The 14,112-nt window shown below is 67.9% G+C and carries 11 protein-coding genes; 2 read left to right on the top strand and 9 right to left on the bottom strand.

Features of this window, described 5'->3' with window-relative positions:
- Positions 1-4: 4 nt before the first annotated feature.
- The 8 genes from FHR04_RS01080 to FHR04_RS01115 form a co-directional block, all read right to left on the bottom strand.
- Positions 5-700 (bottom strand): HAD family hydrolase, encoded by a 696-nt coding sequence (locus FHR04_RS01080; RefSeq protein ID WP_139400065.1) that lies wholly within the window; start codon positions 698-700, stop codon positions 5-7.
- A gap of 70 nt (positions 701-770) precedes the next feature.
- Complete coding sequence (hpaI, locus tag FHR04_RS01085; protein WP_139400068.1) at positions 771-1,535, bottom strand: 4-hydroxy-2-oxoheptanedioate aldolase; 765 nt, start codon at positions 1,533-1,535, stop codon at positions 771-773.
- The gene (hpaH, locus tag FHR04_RS01090) at positions 1,528-2,376 is read right to left on the bottom strand and encodes a 2-oxo-hept-4-ene-1,7-dioate hydratase (protein WP_139400070.1); all 849 of its coding nucleotides are present in this window, start codon (positions 2,374-2,376) and stop codon (positions 1,528-1,530) included. Before hpaH ends, hpaI begins: the two co-directional genes overlap by 8 nt.
- On the bottom strand, positions 2,373-3,464 hold the full coding sequence (locus tag FHR04_RS01095) for a sulfite oxidase (RefSeq protein ID WP_249038909.1): 1,092 nt from the start codon (positions 3,462-3,464) through the stop codon (positions 2,373-2,375). Before FHR04_RS01095 ends, hpaH begins: the two co-directional genes overlap by 4 nt.
- 139 nt (positions 3,465-3,603) lie before the next feature.
- Positions 3,604-4,584 (bottom strand): 3,4-dihydroxyphenylacetate 2,3-dioxygenase, encoded by a 981-nt coding sequence (gene hpaD, locus FHR04_RS01100; RefSeq protein ID WP_139400072.1) that lies wholly within the window; start codon positions 4,582-4,584, stop codon positions 3,604-3,606.
- Positions 4,577-6,070: a 4-hydroxyphenylacetate 3-monooxygenase, oxygenase component gene (gene hpaB, locus FHR04_RS01105; RefSeq protein WP_139400074.1), complete on the bottom strand. Its 1,494-nt coding sequence runs from the start codon at positions 6,068-6,070 to the stop codon at positions 4,577-4,579. The genes hpaD and hpaB overlap by 8 nt, the downstream gene beginning before the upstream one ends.
- 73 nt (positions 6,071-6,143) lie before the next feature.
- Positions 6,144-7,709, bottom strand: coding sequence for a 5-carboxymethyl-2-hydroxymuconate semialdehyde dehydrogenase (hpaE, locus tag FHR04_RS01110; protein WP_139400076.1), 1,566 nt, complete (start codon positions 7,707-7,709; stop codon positions 6,144-6,146).
- A gap of 42 nt (positions 7,710-7,751) precedes the next feature.
- Positions 7,752-8,552: a fumarylacetoacetate hydrolase family protein gene (locus tag FHR04_RS01115; protein ID WP_139400078.1), complete on the bottom strand. Its 801-nt coding sequence runs from the start codon at positions 8,550-8,552 to the stop codon at positions 7,752-7,754.
- A 125-nt stretch (positions 8,553-8,677) separates the two neighbouring features.
- On the opposite strand from FHR04_RS01115, the gene FHR04_RS01120 reads away from it, so the two are divergent.
- Together FHR04_RS01120 and FHR04_RS01125 are read left to right on the top strand one after the other, a co-directional pair.
- Positions 8,678-9,886 (top strand): PucR family transcriptional regulator, encoded by a 1,209-nt coding sequence (locus FHR04_RS01120; protein WP_139400080.1) that lies wholly within the window; start codon positions 8,678-8,680, stop codon positions 9,884-9,886.
- A gap of 138 nt (positions 9,887-10,024) precedes the next feature.
- Positions 10,025-11,164 carry an ABC transporter substrate-binding protein gene (locus FHR04_RS01125; RefSeq protein WP_139400082.1) on the top strand — a complete coding sequence of 380 codons (1,140 nt, stop codon included), beginning with the start codon at positions 10,025-10,027 and terminating at the stop codon, positions 11,162-11,164.
- Positions 11,165-11,281: 117 nt separating this feature from the next.
- Here the strand turns inward: FHR04_RS01125 and FHR04_RS01130 are convergent, their stop codons facing one another.
- On the bottom strand, positions 11,282-14,041 hold the full coding sequence (locus FHR04_RS01130) for an ATP-binding protein (RefSeq protein WP_139400084.1): 2,760 nt from the start codon (positions 14,039-14,041) through the stop codon (positions 11,282-11,284).
- Between the last annotated feature and the right edge of the window lie 71 nt (positions 14,042-14,112).

The following is a 14,112-nucleotide window of genomic DNA, read 5'->3' on the forward strand; positions in this document are numbered from 1 at the left end:
CACGCTAGTCCTGCTCGTCACTCACGTCGGCGCGGCTCAGCCAGGCGCTTTCTCCCGGCACCATGGCGTAATCGCACAGGGCCAGGTACGCGCCGTCCCCCTCCTGCGCGCTGACGCCGATCGTCAGGGTGACCTCGGGGGAGAGGTGGCCCAGCACGTAGTTCACGGCGCTTTCAGGGGTCAGTTCACGCGGCAGCAGCGTCAGCCCGTCCCCCTGCCGCAGCACCCGCAGATCGGCCTGGAACGGGCCGCCGTCCAGCCACTCGCGCAGTTCGCGCTCGGCCTGCAGCAGGGCCAGTTCCAGCCCATGCGGGTGCTGTAGGGTCACCAGCAGTGGCAAGCCAGAGTGCTCGTGCAGCGTGACGTCGAGTTCCAGCTGACCCAGTTGGCTGATGTGCGTGGCGGCCTGATGGCCCAACCGCAGCCCGTCCGCCCGCAGGTGCTGGGTTTCCAGCGTCAGTCGCCGCCAGGGGGCGTCTTCCAGCCCATCGGGGCCGATCACCACCGCGCCGTGCCGCAGGATCTGCCACGAAGTGAAGGCCGCCGGCACGGACAGCAGCCCCGCCTCGTCGATGCCGGTGACTGGAATCAGTTCGGCATGCTGAAGCAGCGTGGAAAGGCCCGCGGCGGTGCGTTCCTGTTCTGCGGTGGGTTCGGGGGCATGCAGGGTGGATTCTGGATTGACGAAGGCGACGATCATTCGTGCAGCGTAGAGGAGACGGGGCGGCGCAACCGTGCAAGGATGCTGCTCGTCATGTGACGAGGAGGGCTTAGCCGTCCTTGAATCGTGCGGCCAGCGCTGTCGTCGCGCGGGCCAGCAGAGTGACGTCGGTGCCCACCGCGACGAAGGTGTAGCCCCATTCCAGGTAGACGCGAGCCTGTGTCTCGTCGGTGGAGAGGATGCCCGCCGCCCTGCCCGCCGCCCGGATTCGCGTCGCCGCGTCCTGAATAGCGGCCTGAACGTCGGGATGGCCGGGATAGCCCAGCCGTCCGAACGAGGCCGCCAGATCGGCCGGGCCGATAAACACACCGTCCACGCCGTCCACCGCCGCGATCTCGTCCAGCGCCTCCAGCCCGGCCACCGATTCGATCTGGAGCAGCAGGCAGACGCCCTCGTCGGCGTGGCTCAGGTACGCGGCGTCGCGGCCGAATCCGCTGGCCCGCGCCAGGGCCGCGCCCACCCCCCGCACGCCGCGCGGCGGGTACCGGGTGGCGGCCACCAGCTCGCGGGCCTGCTCGGGCGTTTCTACCATCGGGATCAGCAGGTTGCGGGCGCCGATGTCCAGCAGTTGCTTGATGCCCACCGCGTCGCCCAACGGCGGGCGCACCAGCGGAGTCACCGGATACGCCGACAGCGTCTGCAAACTTGCCAGCGTGCTGCGCAGGTCATTGGGCGCATGCTCGCCGTCGATCAGCAGCCAGTCGAACCCCGCGGCGGCGCAGACCTCGGCGCTGTAGGCGTCGGCCAGCGCCAGCCACAGCCCGTACAGAGTGTCACCACGTGCCAGCGCGGCCTTGAACGCGTTCTTAGCCATGGACGGCCCCCCGCGCCTGCCCGGCAAAGCGGCAGGAAAACGTGCCCAGCGGGCCGTAATCGAAGGTAAACACGTCGCCGGAGGCGATATCGACGGGCCGGGTGAAGGAACCGGCCAGCACCAGTTCCCCGCCTTTCAGCCCCTCACCGTGGGGGGCCAGTCGGTTGGCCAGCCACGCGATGCCCTGCGCGGGGTGCCCGAGGACGCCCGCCGCCACTCCGGTTTCCTCGATCACGCCGTTGCGGATGCACAGCGCCGCGGCCCAGCGCAGATCGATGGCGTCAGGTTTCACTGCGCTTCCACCCACGATAATTCCGGCGTTGGCCGCGTTGTCGCTGATGGTATCGAAGACCCGGCGGGGTTTGCCGGTCTGGGCACTCACCCGCTGAATGCGCGCGTCAATGATCTCGGCGGCGGGGGTCACGTACTCGGTGGCGCGCAGCACGTCGAACACGGTCACCCCTGGGCCGCGCAGATCGTCCTTCAAGAGAAAGGCCAGTTCCACCTCTACCTTGGGGGCCACGAAATCCGACAGGGGAATGTCCCCGTTCGGCTCGTAGAACATGCTGTCCAGCAGCGTGCCGTAATCCGGCTCGGTGATCTGCGAGGCCAGCTGCATGGCCCGCGACGTCAGGCCAATCTTGTGGCCGCGTACCTGCCGTCCAGCCTTCAGCTTGAGGCCCACCCAGGCCCGCTGGACGGCGTAAGCATCCGCAAAAGTCATGCCGGGATAGCGTTCGGACAGGGGAGGGATCTGGACGCCAGTGCGTTCCGCTTCCTCCAGTGCGGACGCCAGCGAGGTGAGGTCAGGGTCAGGGATGATGCGTTCTTGCAGGGTCATGCTTCTCCAGTCTGGACATGTACCGTGATCGGCAGGGGAAAATTAATCATGTAGCCGCCGCGTCCGGCGTCGTATCCGTCTTCCTGCGTGCGCCCCGCCGAGTCGCTGGCGCGGGCCAGCAGGGTGACGGGGCCGGGCTGGGCCGGGGTCTGCCACAGCGCCCGCCAGCGCCGCCACACGCCGGGCTGCGGGGCGTCCAGCAATTCCGCGTCGGCCCAGGTCTGACCGCCGTCGCCGCTGAATTCCACCCGCGTCACGTTGCCGTTGCCCGTCCAGGCCGCGCCCGTAACCTCACAGCTGCTGTCCGCCTTGACCGCGTCGTGCGGGGCCGGGCGGGCGATCTGTGCCTTGACCAGCATGGCGTTGATCGGCACCATCTGCGGCGAGAGGCCATCTCTGAAGGCCCAGAACGAATAGTCCACCGTCTGGAAGAAGCCCTGATACGGCGTCCCCGTCACGTGCAGGGTGGTCAGCCATTTGACGGCGGCCATGCCGTACCAGCCGGGCACCACCGCGCGCACAGGAAAGCCGTGATCGCGGGTCAGCGGTTGCCCGTTCATGGCGTAGGCCAGCAGCACGTCGTCCAGCGCCTTGCTCAGTGGCAGGCTGCGGGCGTAATGGATCTCGCCCGGCGTCCTTCCCGGATCGGTCAGGGTACCGCAGTCGGCGCCCTCCAGCACCACCTCCAGCGCCCCGGGCGTCACGCCGGCCCGCTCCAGCACGTCGCTCAGGCGCACGCCCGTCCACTCGGCGGTGCCCACCGCGCCCAGATCCCACTGCACGCCCGGCCTGCGGGGCGACAGGTACAGGCGGCCATTGCCTGCGCATTCCATGGTGGCGGTCAGCGTGTGGGGCGGCATGGCCTTCAGATCCTCGAGCGAGAGTTCCAACGGTGAATCCACCAGACCGCCAAGCCGCAGCCGCCAGTCCTGGGCGTTCAGCTCAGGTGCGGGGAAATGGCTGCGGACATAGTGCCCCGCGCCCGACGTGATGCGTTCGTCCAGGGTATGAAAGGGCATTTCGAGGTTGGGCGGTGACGCCTGCCGCACGATCAGGGCGGCGGGGCGAGGCGTTGAGGACATGGTCATGGAGCCTCCTGAACAGGGGAGATGGGGGCGTCTTGGCGCAGCGTGGGTTCCAGTCTGCATCGTTTCACATGAATGAGGACAGGCCGGGAAGGTCAGGTCTTCCTCGGCCTGTCGCGCGGCAACCGGAACCGCGACACCTTCAGATCACATGCACCGGAATGCCCGTCAACTCACCCGCGACGGGCTGAACGACCCCGCCGTCGAACGCTTCCATCTCCGAGGCTTCCTCGAACCAGCTGCGCGGCGTCCTGGCCCCCCACAGCGTCTGGCGTCTGGGATCATCGCGCAGCCAGCGGATCGGCTCGAAGTCGGGATCGACCGTGATGTAGTCACTGGTGTACAGCTCGATGCGGTGGCCGTCCGGGTCACGAATGTAGAGAAAAAAGGCGTTGGACACGCCGTGCCGCCCCGGCCCGCGCTCGATACGTTCGGGCTGACGCGCCCCCGCCAGGATGTCGCAGGTGCGCAGGATGGACATGGCGTCGGGCATCCAGTAGGCCCAGTGGTGCAGGCGGGGGCCGGGGCCGTTGGTCAGCGCCAGGTCATGCACGCCGCCGCGCCGCTGAATCCAGGCGGCCCAGTAGCGTTCCTGCTCGTCCACGGTGTACTCGGACAATCTGAATCCAAGCGTGTCTAGGTACCAGCGCATGGTCTGTTCCACGTCGGGCACCATCACGTTGACGTGATCGACGCGTTGCAGCCCCGGCCCCCGGTGCAGGTGGAAGTCCTGCAACAGCCATGGGTACTTCTGGCTCACGTGGTAGAAGGCCACCGGAATCCCAAACGGGTCTTGCAGCCGCAGCAGGCGCGGGCGGTCCAGTTCCTCCTCCCAGCGGTAGGGAAGACCCTCACGCTCGGCCAGGGCCACCAGCGCGTCCAGATCGGCCTCGCCGTTCACGCGGTACGCCAAGTGACGCACGGTGGAGGTGCCTTTTTCCTCCAGCTTGAGCGTCCATTCGCGGTCTTCCACGCCGCGCAGGTACAGCGCGCCTGGTTCCTCGTGCAGGATGTTCATGCCCAGCAGATCGACGTAGAACTCGCGGCTGGCCGCCAGATTCTTGACTGTGAAGACGGCGTGGGCGATGCGGATGAGGTTGGGCCGGATGGTGTGTTCAGTCATCCGCCGCCACCGCCTCTTTACGGTCTTCACGCTCCAGGAAGGCGTGGATACGTTCCACGTAGGGCTGCTTGTCGAAGACCTCGTACAGCGCCGAGTGCATCCGCACCGGATCGCCGAAGAAGTAGCGCTCGTAGAGGGTCTGCCGTCCGGCGAAGCTGCTCATGGACATGTCCCAGGCCAGTCGGAACAGCTTGAGGCGTTCCTCTGCGGTGGCGCGGCCCGCCTGCAGGTACTTGGCGATCTGCGGCCCCAGCGGCCCCTCGCGGTCGGCCTTGCTGGGCATCATGATGATGCCGGACGCGCCCAGCAGTTGCAGCAGCTCGGGCAGGCGGGCGTGGTTGGCAGGGTAGTAGTTGCGCGCGGCGTCCAGCGGGCCGCGCGCCGGGGTCATCACGCCGTACTTGTTGAGCTCCGCGCCGGCCAGCGCCGCCGCCTCCAGGCCCTTCATGATTTCCAGCATCACGATGATCTCGGCCACCTTGCTCTGAACGTGCTGGAACCCCCCGCTGCCGATGGCGTCCACGATGCTCTGCGCGGTGCCCAGGAAGGCTTCCGTTTTGGCGATCTTGAGGTTGACCACCTGATAGGCCATATGCAGCACGGCGTCGGTGCCGGCGTAGGCCTTGTTCGCCAGTTCCACGTCGTACAGCAGGAACACGCGCTCCCAGGGCACCAGCACGTCGTCGAAGATCACGAAGGCGTCCTGCTCGTCGAAGCGGCTGGCCAGCGGGTGGTCTTCGGGATCACGGCCCACGTCAATGGGCTCTCGGCACTGGAAGCTCAGGCCCGGCGTGTTGGTGGGAATGCCGAAGCCCATCGCGTAGCGGCTCTTGTCGGCGTTTTCCTTGAGGACGGTGGAGGGGAAGATTAGAATCTCGTCGGCAATCGGCAGCGTCGCCATCATCCGCGCGCCACGCACGATCACGCCCGCGTCGGTTTCCTCCACCACACCCAGGGCGATGTAGGGATCAGGCATCTCGGACGCCTGCTTGGCGCGGTTGACCTGCGGGTTGGTCAGCGCGTGCGTCAGGCACAGGTCGTTGTCGCGCACGAACTCGTAATAGCGGCGCATGTTGGCGGCGAAGTCGCGGTTCTCGCTGCCGGGACGGCTGGCGTCGCACCCCCCGAAATAGTCCGCGCCCATCCCCGCCGCCATCACGTTGGCGTTCATGTAGTCCGGCGCGCGGCCCAGGAAACCCAGCGAGTAGTTGGCGCGGATGCGGTGCGCCTCGCCAATCTTTTTCAGGTCATCTTTGCTGCGCGGCACCATGAAGCTGATGGGGTGGCGTTCGCCGCCGTCCTCGTAGGTCAGCGCGTCGCGCAAGTCGGGCTGGTGTTGCAGGTCATACAGCCCGGCCAGCGACTGGCACATGTTGCGGGTCGAAGGATGCGTGGTGGGATCTTCCACCCGCTGGCCGTCGATATAGAGGGTGGGCGGTTTCTTCTGAAGGCGATCCAGAAACTGTTTTCCAGTGATGGCGGCCATGGTCAGTGCTCCTTTCCGGCGGAGCCGGACGGAAATGGCGTGAGGTTCAGGCGGTGGCCGAGGTTCCTGCCGCTCATTCCGCGAGCCGCCCGTCGATCCTGTCCCGCTCCGGCTGCGGCTTGCCGACGCCCAGCCGCGCCGTCTTGTGCGTGCCCAGCGAGATGGCGATGTTCTTCGTTTCCATGTAGAAGTCGAAGCTGTAGTCGCCGCCGTCGCGCCCGATGCCGCTGTTCTTGACGCCGCCGAAGGGCGTGGGCAGGTGGCGCACGTTTTCACTGTTGACCCAGACCATGCCCGCTTCCAGGCTCTGCGCGAAGCGGTGGGCGCGGGTCAGATCGTTCGTCCACAGGTACCCGGCCAGACCGTACTGCACGTCGTTGGCAAGGGCCAACGCATCCGCTTCGTCGGTGAAGGGAATCGCCGTCAGCACCGGCCCGAAGATTTCTTCCTGCGCGATTCGCATGTCGTTGCGGGCATCCACGAACAGGGTGGGGGAGACGAAGTTGCCTTCCCCTCCGACGCGCCCGCCCCCGGCGGCAATCGTCGCGCCGTCCTTCTTCGCCTGATCGAAATAGCCCATGACCTTCTCAAAGTGGCGCGGATGAACGAGGGGGCCGACTTCGGTGTCGGGATCGAGGGGATCGCCCACGCGGATGTTCTTCGCGCGCTCGGCAATGCGGGCGGTGAACTCGTCGTAGATGCCGTCCTGAATCAGCACGCGGCTGCTGCTGGTGCAGCGTTCGCCGTTGAGGCTGTAGATCATGAACACCACGGCGTCCAGGGCCTTGTCCAGATCGGCGTCGTCGAAGACCACCACCGGATTCTTGCCGCCCAGCTCAAAATGCACGCGCTTGAGGGTATCGGCCCCCTGCCGCATGATGTGACTGCCGGTGGTGGTCTCGCCCACGAAGGCCACCGCCTTGATCAGCGGGTGTTCGGTCAACGCCTTGCCCGCGCTCTCGCCGAAGCCGTGGACGAGGTTGTGGACGCCCCCCGGCAGCCCCGCCTCGTCCATGATCTCGGCCAGCAGCGTGGCAGTGACCGGACTCCACTCGGCGGGTTTGTGCACCACCGTGCAACCGGCGGCCAGCGCCGGGGCAATTTTCCAGGTGGACAGCATGAACGGCGTGTTCCACGGCGTAATCACCCCCACGGGGCCGATAGGCTGACGCAGGGTGTAGTTGATAAAGCCGGGGGCGGGCAGGCTCTGGCCGTCTGCCGCGCCGGGCGCGCGGTCTGCGAAGAAGCGGAAGTTCTCCGCGCCGCGCGTGGCCGCCGATTTCATGAAGCGAATGGCCTGCCCGGTGTCGATGCTTTCCAGCACCGCGATTTCCTGCGCCCGCGCCTCGATCAAGTCGGCCACCCGGTGCAGAATCTTCCTGCGTTCCTGCCCACTGACCTCGCGCCACGTCTGGAAGGCGTCGTGGGCGGCGCGGGCAGCCCGGTCAATGTCGCTGGCGTCGCCGCTGGCCACCGTCGTCAGCAGCGAGTTGTCCACCGGGGAGTGCGTCTCGAAGGTCTCGCCGCCGTGCGAGTCGGCCCACTGGCCGCCGATGAAATGTTTTAAGCCCTGACGGAGTCGGCTGTTCCGAAGGTCTGCGGCGAGTTCATGATTCGGCTGGGGTGCGGTCTGGGTCATTTTCACTCCTTGAGAGGCTTCACTGGGGCTTCCTTGGGGGCGTCACCGTCCGTCCCACTCGCCTTCCTTGCTCTCCTTGCCCTGAATGGGTTCGGCGTCCTCGTCCTCCTCGACGATGTCGTTGATCAGCGTGCCCAGCCCTTCCACTTCCAGGGTCATGACATCGCCGGGACGGACGTGGGAGATGCCCTTGGGCGTGCCGGTCAGGATCACGTCGTCTTTTTGCAGCGTCATGAAGCGCGAGATGTGCTCGATCAACTCGGGAATGGAAAAGATCATGTCGCGCGTGCTGCCTTCCTGCCGCAGTTCGCCGTTCACATGCGCGGTCAGTTTCAGATCGTGCGGATCGGCGATCTCGTCGGCCGTCACGTAGTACGGCCCCAGCGGCCCGAAAGTGTCCCAGCCCTTGCCGCGCATCGGGGGGCGGAAGGTGTTGGTCACGTAGTCGCGCACCACGAGGTCATTGCCGATGGTGTAGCCGCCCACGTAATCCATGGCGTCGTGGGCCTTCACGCGCCGGGCGTCGCGCCCGATGATCACGCCCAGTTCCACCTCGTAGTGCATGAATTCCGCGCCGCGCGGGTAAATGACGCTGCCCCGGTGCGGCAGCAGGGTGGTGTTGGGCTTCCAGAACAGCGCGGGTTCCTTGGGCTGCGAGAGGCCCAGTTCCCCGGCGTGATCGTTGTAGTTCAGGGCCAGGGCAATGACCTTGGGCGGCTCGACGGGCAGCAGGAACTGAACGTCGTCGGGGGTATGCGCGACGCCGGCAGCGTCGATCAATTTTCCATTGCTGAGCTGACCGTTCAAGCTGCGGCCTCCAGCGATAAAGCGGGCTTTTTTCATGGCGACTCCACAGGGCTAGGGCGCGAGAGTTTCGGGGTTGTTCTGACCTTCAGCATAGGACGCCAGCCCCGGCCACGGCTGTCGGCGACGTGAATTCTTCTGGCCCATTTTGTATCTTTGGACAAATGCCAACCCTGGTAGAACTGGCGCTGGATCTTGGTCTGTCGGACGTGGACCCGTCCCTGACCTTCGCCACCCCCCAGGAGGCGGTCTCCCTGCTGCCTGCCGAGTCCCCCGAGGCCGTGATGGGGGTCGCCACCGCCCTGCTCGCCCGGACGGCCCTGGGCACTCCAGGCGTTTCCTGGCTGCTTGCTGCCCTGAGGGACGCGGCCCTGGCCCCCCACCCCGAGCGCGAACTGGTGAGACTCGCTGCCCGCTGGACCGGGGGCTTTGCCGAGATCGTGGCCAGTTGGGGCGACACCGTCGCGTCCGCAGGACGGCGGGCGGGGCAGCCTGGAGCGGTGGCGGAAACCCTGCGGCTAAGCCATGCGGGCCGGCACGTCGGCTCCCTGAGCGTGGCCTTCGCGCCTGGGTGGCGCGGCCTTGCTCCCATTTTGGCCGAATATGCCCTGCTGGCCCGCCTGCGAACGGCGGCGGCAGGTGCGGCGCGGCGCCGGGTGGGGGAGAGGATGCTGGACGCCCTGCTGTCGGGCCGGGAGGCCGGCGGTGACACCGGATCGCTGGAAGAGGGGGCGTTTGCGCTGGCGGTGGCGACGCTGCCCCCCAGCGTGCCGGAGCAGGCCCAGGCCCTGGACCTGCTGGCGGCGGTGGGCGAGGGCTACTTCAGCGAGCGGCGGCTGGTGGGCCACGCCACGGTCAGGGACGGGCAGGCGGTGTGGCTGTGGATCACCCTGGAGTTGTCCCGTGAGGCGCGGGAACTGCACTTGGCCCTCACCGCGTCGACGGCGCTGGACCTGCGCGTGGGCGTCAGCGGCCGGCATCCGGAAGCGCCATGGGCGCGGCCGGCAGAGGTCCAGCGCGCCTTCGGAGAGGCGCGGCAGGCCCTGTCGCTGACCCGGCAGGCGCGGGGCTACAGCGTGTTTCACGACCTCGATCCGCTGCACGCGCTGGTGTCGGAAGGGCGGCTGGATCTGCTGGCCGCACAGGTCAGCGCGCAGCTCGAAACCATCGGGGACGATGGGCGCACGGCCGACACCCTGCGGGCTTACCTGGCGCACCGCGGCACCCTGGCCGAGCTGGCCGGTGCGCTGGACCTTCACGTCAACACCCTGCGTTACCGGCTGCGCCGTGCCGAGGAGGCGCTGGGCGGCCGGCTGAGCGATCCGGCCCTGCTGGCCCAGCTGTATCTGGCGTTTCAGGCGGGGCGGAAATGAGCGGCCCAGCATCACTCGTCACGTGACGAGCGCAGGCCGGGTTCACCGTGGAGGGGCGGCGGCACGGTTAGACCGGGGTCTGGTCTGGTAGCATTCCTGCGTCCACAACCTGTTCCATCCCTTTCAGGAGGTTTCACCATGAAAACCCGTTTACTGCTGACCGCCCTGCTCGCCGGCTCCTCGCTGGCCCTCGCTGAAATCCGCGTCGGTGTGATTGTCTCCGGCACCGGTCCCGCCGCCAGCCTGGGCATTCCGGAGCGCAACACGGTGGCCCTGCTGCCGCAGACCATCGCCGGCCAGAAGATTGTGTACACCATTCTGGACGACGCCAGCGACACCACCGCCGCCGTGACCAGCGCCCGCAAGCTGATTCAGGACAACAAGGTGGACATCATCGTGGGCACCACCACCACGCCCGCCTCGCTGGCCATGATCGACGTGGTCTCGGAGGCCAAAGTGCCGATGATCAGCCTGGCCGCCTCCGAAGCCATCATCAAGCCGGTGGACGCCAAGCGGCAGTGGGTGTTCAAGACGCCGCAGACCGACGCGATCATGGCGGCGGCCATCGTGCAGCACATGCAGCAGAACAAGATCAAGACGGTGGGCTACATCGGCTTCAACGACGCCTACGGCGAGGGCTGGTTGGCCGAGCTGAAGAAGTACGCGGCCCAGCGCGGCATCAAGGTGGTGGCCGAGGAGCGGTACGGGCGCAGCGACACCAGCGTGACCGGGCAGGTCCTGAAGGTGCTGGCCGCCAAGCCCGACGCCGTGCTGGTTGGAGCCTCCGGCGTGCCGGCCGTGCTGCCGCAGAAGACCCTCAAGGACCGTGGCTACGCAGGCAAGATCTACCAGACCCACGGCGTCGCCAACGCCGACTTCCTGCGGGTGGGAGGCAAGGACGTGGAGGGCGCGATCCTGCCTGCGGGTCCGGTGCTGGTGGCCGATCAGCTGCCCGACACCAACCCCAACAAGAAAGTGGGCCTGAATTACGTCACGCTGTACGAGGCCAAGTACGGCAAGGACAGCGTCTCGACCTTCGGGGCGCACCTGTGGGACGCGGGCCTGCTGATGCAGAAGGCCATTCCCGTGGCCCTCAAAAAGGCAAAGCCTGGCACCGCCGAGTTCCGCAGCGCCCTGCGTGACGCCCTGGAAGGCTCGCGCAACGTGATCGGCGCGCACGGCATCTTCAACCTGTCGCCCACGGACCACCTGGGACTGGACGCCCGCAGCCGCGTGATGGTGCAGGTTGTGGACAACACCTGGAAGCTGCTCAAGTAATCGGCTGATTGCGGCGGCCGGGAGCGCGGCGCACGGAGACTGAACTCCGTGCGCCGCGCTCCTATCCTGGTGGCGCGGGGGCGGCCCGGCCGGTGACGCCCGAGTGCGCCGCCCCTCTCACCGCCCCCGGGGCAGGGTGAAACTGAAGGTCGCCCCGTGACCGATGCCTGGGCTCTGGGCGTCCACCCGGCCCCCGTGCCGCGACACGATGCGCCGCACGTTGGCGAGGCCCACGCCGGTGCCCTCGAATTCGTTCTCGTGATGCAGGCGCTGGAAGACCCCGAACAGGCGGCCGGCGTAGCGGGGATCGAAGCCCACCCCGTTGTCGCGGACCAGAATGACCCACTCGCCGGCGTGTTCCTCGGCCCAGATCTCGATCCGCGGCAGCGCACTTGGTCTGGAGTACTTCAGGGCGTTGGCCAGCAGGTTGATCACGACCTGGCGCAGCAGATGGCGGTCACCACTGACCGTCGGCAGCGGTCCCAGCTGCCACTGCGCGGTCCGCTCCTCATGCTCGGGGGTCAGTTCGGCCTGCACCGAGGTCACCAGTTCGGCCAGATCAACCTCCTCCACGCGCAGAGGCTGGCGGGTGGTGCGCGACAGGTCCAGCATGGCGTCGATCAGGGTGTTCATGCGGCTGGCCGCGTCGTCGATGACCTTCAGGTAGTGGCCGGTTTTGGGGTCCTGTGTCTCCGGCAGCCGTGAGCGCAGCAGGGCGTTAAAGCCCTTGATGTGACGCACCGGCGTCCGCAGATCGTGGGACACGCTGTAGGCGAAGGCCTCGAGCTCGTCCACCGCCACCTGCAACTCGGCGTTGCTGCGGGCCAGCCGGCGGACCCCCTCCGCCCGTTCCAGCGCCAGATTCAGGCTGCGGCCCACCGCCAGGAACACGGCCCGCTCCCGCTCCAGCCAGTGGGTCTGACGGCGGGACGCCATGATCAGCATGCCGGTCATGGTCTCGCCCTGAAAGAACGGCTGAAAGGCCACGGCATGGTACAGGGCGACGCCGGGCCGCCCGTCGAGCTGCCCGTCGATGGCTTCGAGAAAGACGCTCTGACGGGTGCGCTGCGCCTCCTCGAACCCTGGATCGGTGGGCCGGTAGCCCGCCAGCGCCTCGGCCAGCAGGTCTCCAGGAAAATCGGCGGGCCAGACCCGGATCCGGAACACCTCGCCCTCGCGTTCAGAGTACGTCACGTCCACGTCGTGGGCCTCGGCCAGGACCGCCGCCGCCTGCCGGATCAGGGCCAGCACGTCGGTCTCGCTGCCCACCAGCTCGGTCAGCGCCGTGAAGGCCGCCAGCGCGGCGCGTTCCTCCTGCAATTGCCGGGTCTGCTCGGCGCGGTCCAGGGCCAGCCCCAGGCTGCGCGCCATGGTCTCGAGCAGGGTGCGTTCGGTGGCCGTCCAGGTCTTGTGCTCGATGAACAGCGCCAGGGCCATCACCCCGCGCACCTGCTGGCCCACCAGGATGGGCAGGGTGGCCGTGGCCCCCACATGCCGCACCAAGTCACCCAGCTGATCCGTGTCGAGCCGGTAATGGTGCTGGTAATACGGCTGTCCGGTCTCCAGCGGGCGGCGCAGGTTGTGGGTCGAGTGGTACGGCAGGCCCGCGTCCACGGCGCGCTGCAGGTCGTCGTTGCCCAGCGAGCCGACCTGCACCCGGGGACGGAACACGCCGCCGCGTTCGGCATCCTCCAGTTCGTAGTACAGCGCGAAGCCCGGCGGCAGCTGGGCCAGGATGATTTCCAGCGCCCGTTGAATCAGCCGGTGGGGATCACCGTCCAGCTCCTGCGACAGCGTCTCGAAGGCCTCCAGCGCCCGCGTCCGGGCCAGCAGTTCGGCGTTCTGCTCGGCCTGCTGGCGCGCCCCCTCGCCGCGCCCGAGCGCCAGGTTCAGGCTGCGCCCCAGCGCCCGCATCAACCCCCGGTCCCGGTCCTGCCACTGCTCGCCCACCCGCAGGCCCACCGTGAAGATGCCGCGCACCTCCTGACCGGTCACCAGGGGATAGATGCACACCGGCCCGAAGACCTCGGTGTGCCGGACCTGTTCGCGTGCCGCGTCCCAGCCATCGATAAACACCGGCTGCCGGGTCTGGAGTGCCCGAGCGAAGGAGGGCACGTCCAGCGGCAGTCCCGCCTGGATCAGGGCAATCTGCTCGGCGGTCATGTCCGTGGTCCAGGTCAGCGCCTTCCACCGCCCGTCCCGGATCTCGTAATACGCACTGCTGTGCTCGGCAAAATGCGCGTCCATCACCGCGTAGGCCTCGCGGCTGAGGGCCGCCACGTCGGCCTCGGCGGCGGCGCGCTCGGTAAACACGGTCAGGACCTCCAGGGCCGCCGCCTGCTCTTCCAGACGCTGGAGCAGCGTCTCGTGGTGGCCGCGTGCGGCGCAGCGGCTCAGCGCCAGCTCCAGCGCCCCCCCGACGGTGCGGAAGAGGGCGCGCTGCTCTGCGTTCCAGCCGCGTCCGGCCCACAGTGAGACGCTCAGCAGGCCACAGGGTTGTTCGTCCTGAACGTAGGGATACAGCGCGCCGCCACCGGCCAGCCCCAGCGCGTTCAGCTCAGCTTGCGGCTGGTCCGGGCCGAAGAAGACCGGCTGCTGACCCTCGAAAACCTGCCTGAGCGCGGGCGTGTCTGCGGCCAGCGGGCTGCCTGCCCCTGATCCCGGCGCCGCCGCAGGCCAGGGTTCCGGGTGCCAGCAGCCCCCCTGCAGCGACAGGAAGGTGACCGTCACGTCGCCCAGCAGCTGTCTCAATACCCCCGCCACGATGTCCAGCTGCGCTGAGCGCTCGGTGACCTGTGCCAGCCGCGTGGTCAGCTGCGCCAGCGCGTCCAGCGGCGGCTGACGCTGCGAGGGATCCGCGCCGGGCGCGCCGGTCATGCCCGCACCGCCGTGGACCTCTGGGGCGTGGGCACCTGAGCGGTGACGCCCCGCCCGCCGCCGTTCGCGAC

Source organism: Deinococcus radiopugnans ATCC 19172 (genome assembly GCF_006335125.1).
Lineage (GTDB): Bacteria > Deinococcota > Deinococci > Deinococcales > Deinococcaceae > Deinococcus > Deinococcus radiopugnans.

Coding starts and splice junctions, on each gene's coding strand:
- FHR04_RS01080 (WP_139400065.1), bottom strand. CDS start 700: ATGATCGTCGCCTTCGTCAATCCAGAATCCACCCTGCATGCCCCCGAA.
- hpaI (WP_139400068.1), bottom strand. CDS start 1,535: ATGGCTAAGAACGCGTTCAAGGCCGCGCTGGCACGTGGTGACACTCTG.
- hpaH (WP_139400070.1), bottom strand. CDS start 2,376: ATGACCCTGCAAGAACGCATCATCCCTGACCCTGACCTCACCTCGCTG.
- FHR04_RS01095 (WP_249038909.1), bottom strand. CDS start 3,464: ATGACCATGTCCTCAACGCCTCGCCCCGCCGCCCTGATCGTGCGGCAG.
- hpaD (WP_139400072.1), bottom strand. CDS start 4,584: ATGACTGAACACACCATCCGGCCCAACCTCATCCGCATCGCCCACGCC.
- hpaB (WP_139400074.1), bottom strand. CDS start 6,070: ATGGCCGCCATCACTGGAAAACAGTTTCTGGATCGCCTTCAGAAGAAA.
- hpaE (WP_139400076.1), bottom strand. CDS start 7,709: ATGACCCAGACCGCACCCCAGCCGAATCATGAACTCGCCGCAGACCTT.
- FHR04_RS01115 (WP_139400078.1), bottom strand. CDS start 8,552: ATGAAAAAAGCCCGCTTTATCGCTGGAGGCCGCAGCTTGAACGGTCAG.
- FHR04_RS01120 (WP_139400080.1), top strand. CDS start 8,678: ATGCCAACCCTGGTAGAACTGGCGCTGGATCTTGGTCTGTCGGACGTG.
- FHR04_RS01125 (WP_139400082.1), top strand. CDS start 10,025: ATGAAAACCCGTTTACTGCTGACCGCCCTGCTCGCCGGCTCCTCGCTG.
- FHR04_RS01130 (WP_139400084.1), bottom strand. CDS start 14,041: ATGACCGGCGCGCCCGGCGCGGATCCCTCGCAGCGTCAGCCGCCGCTG.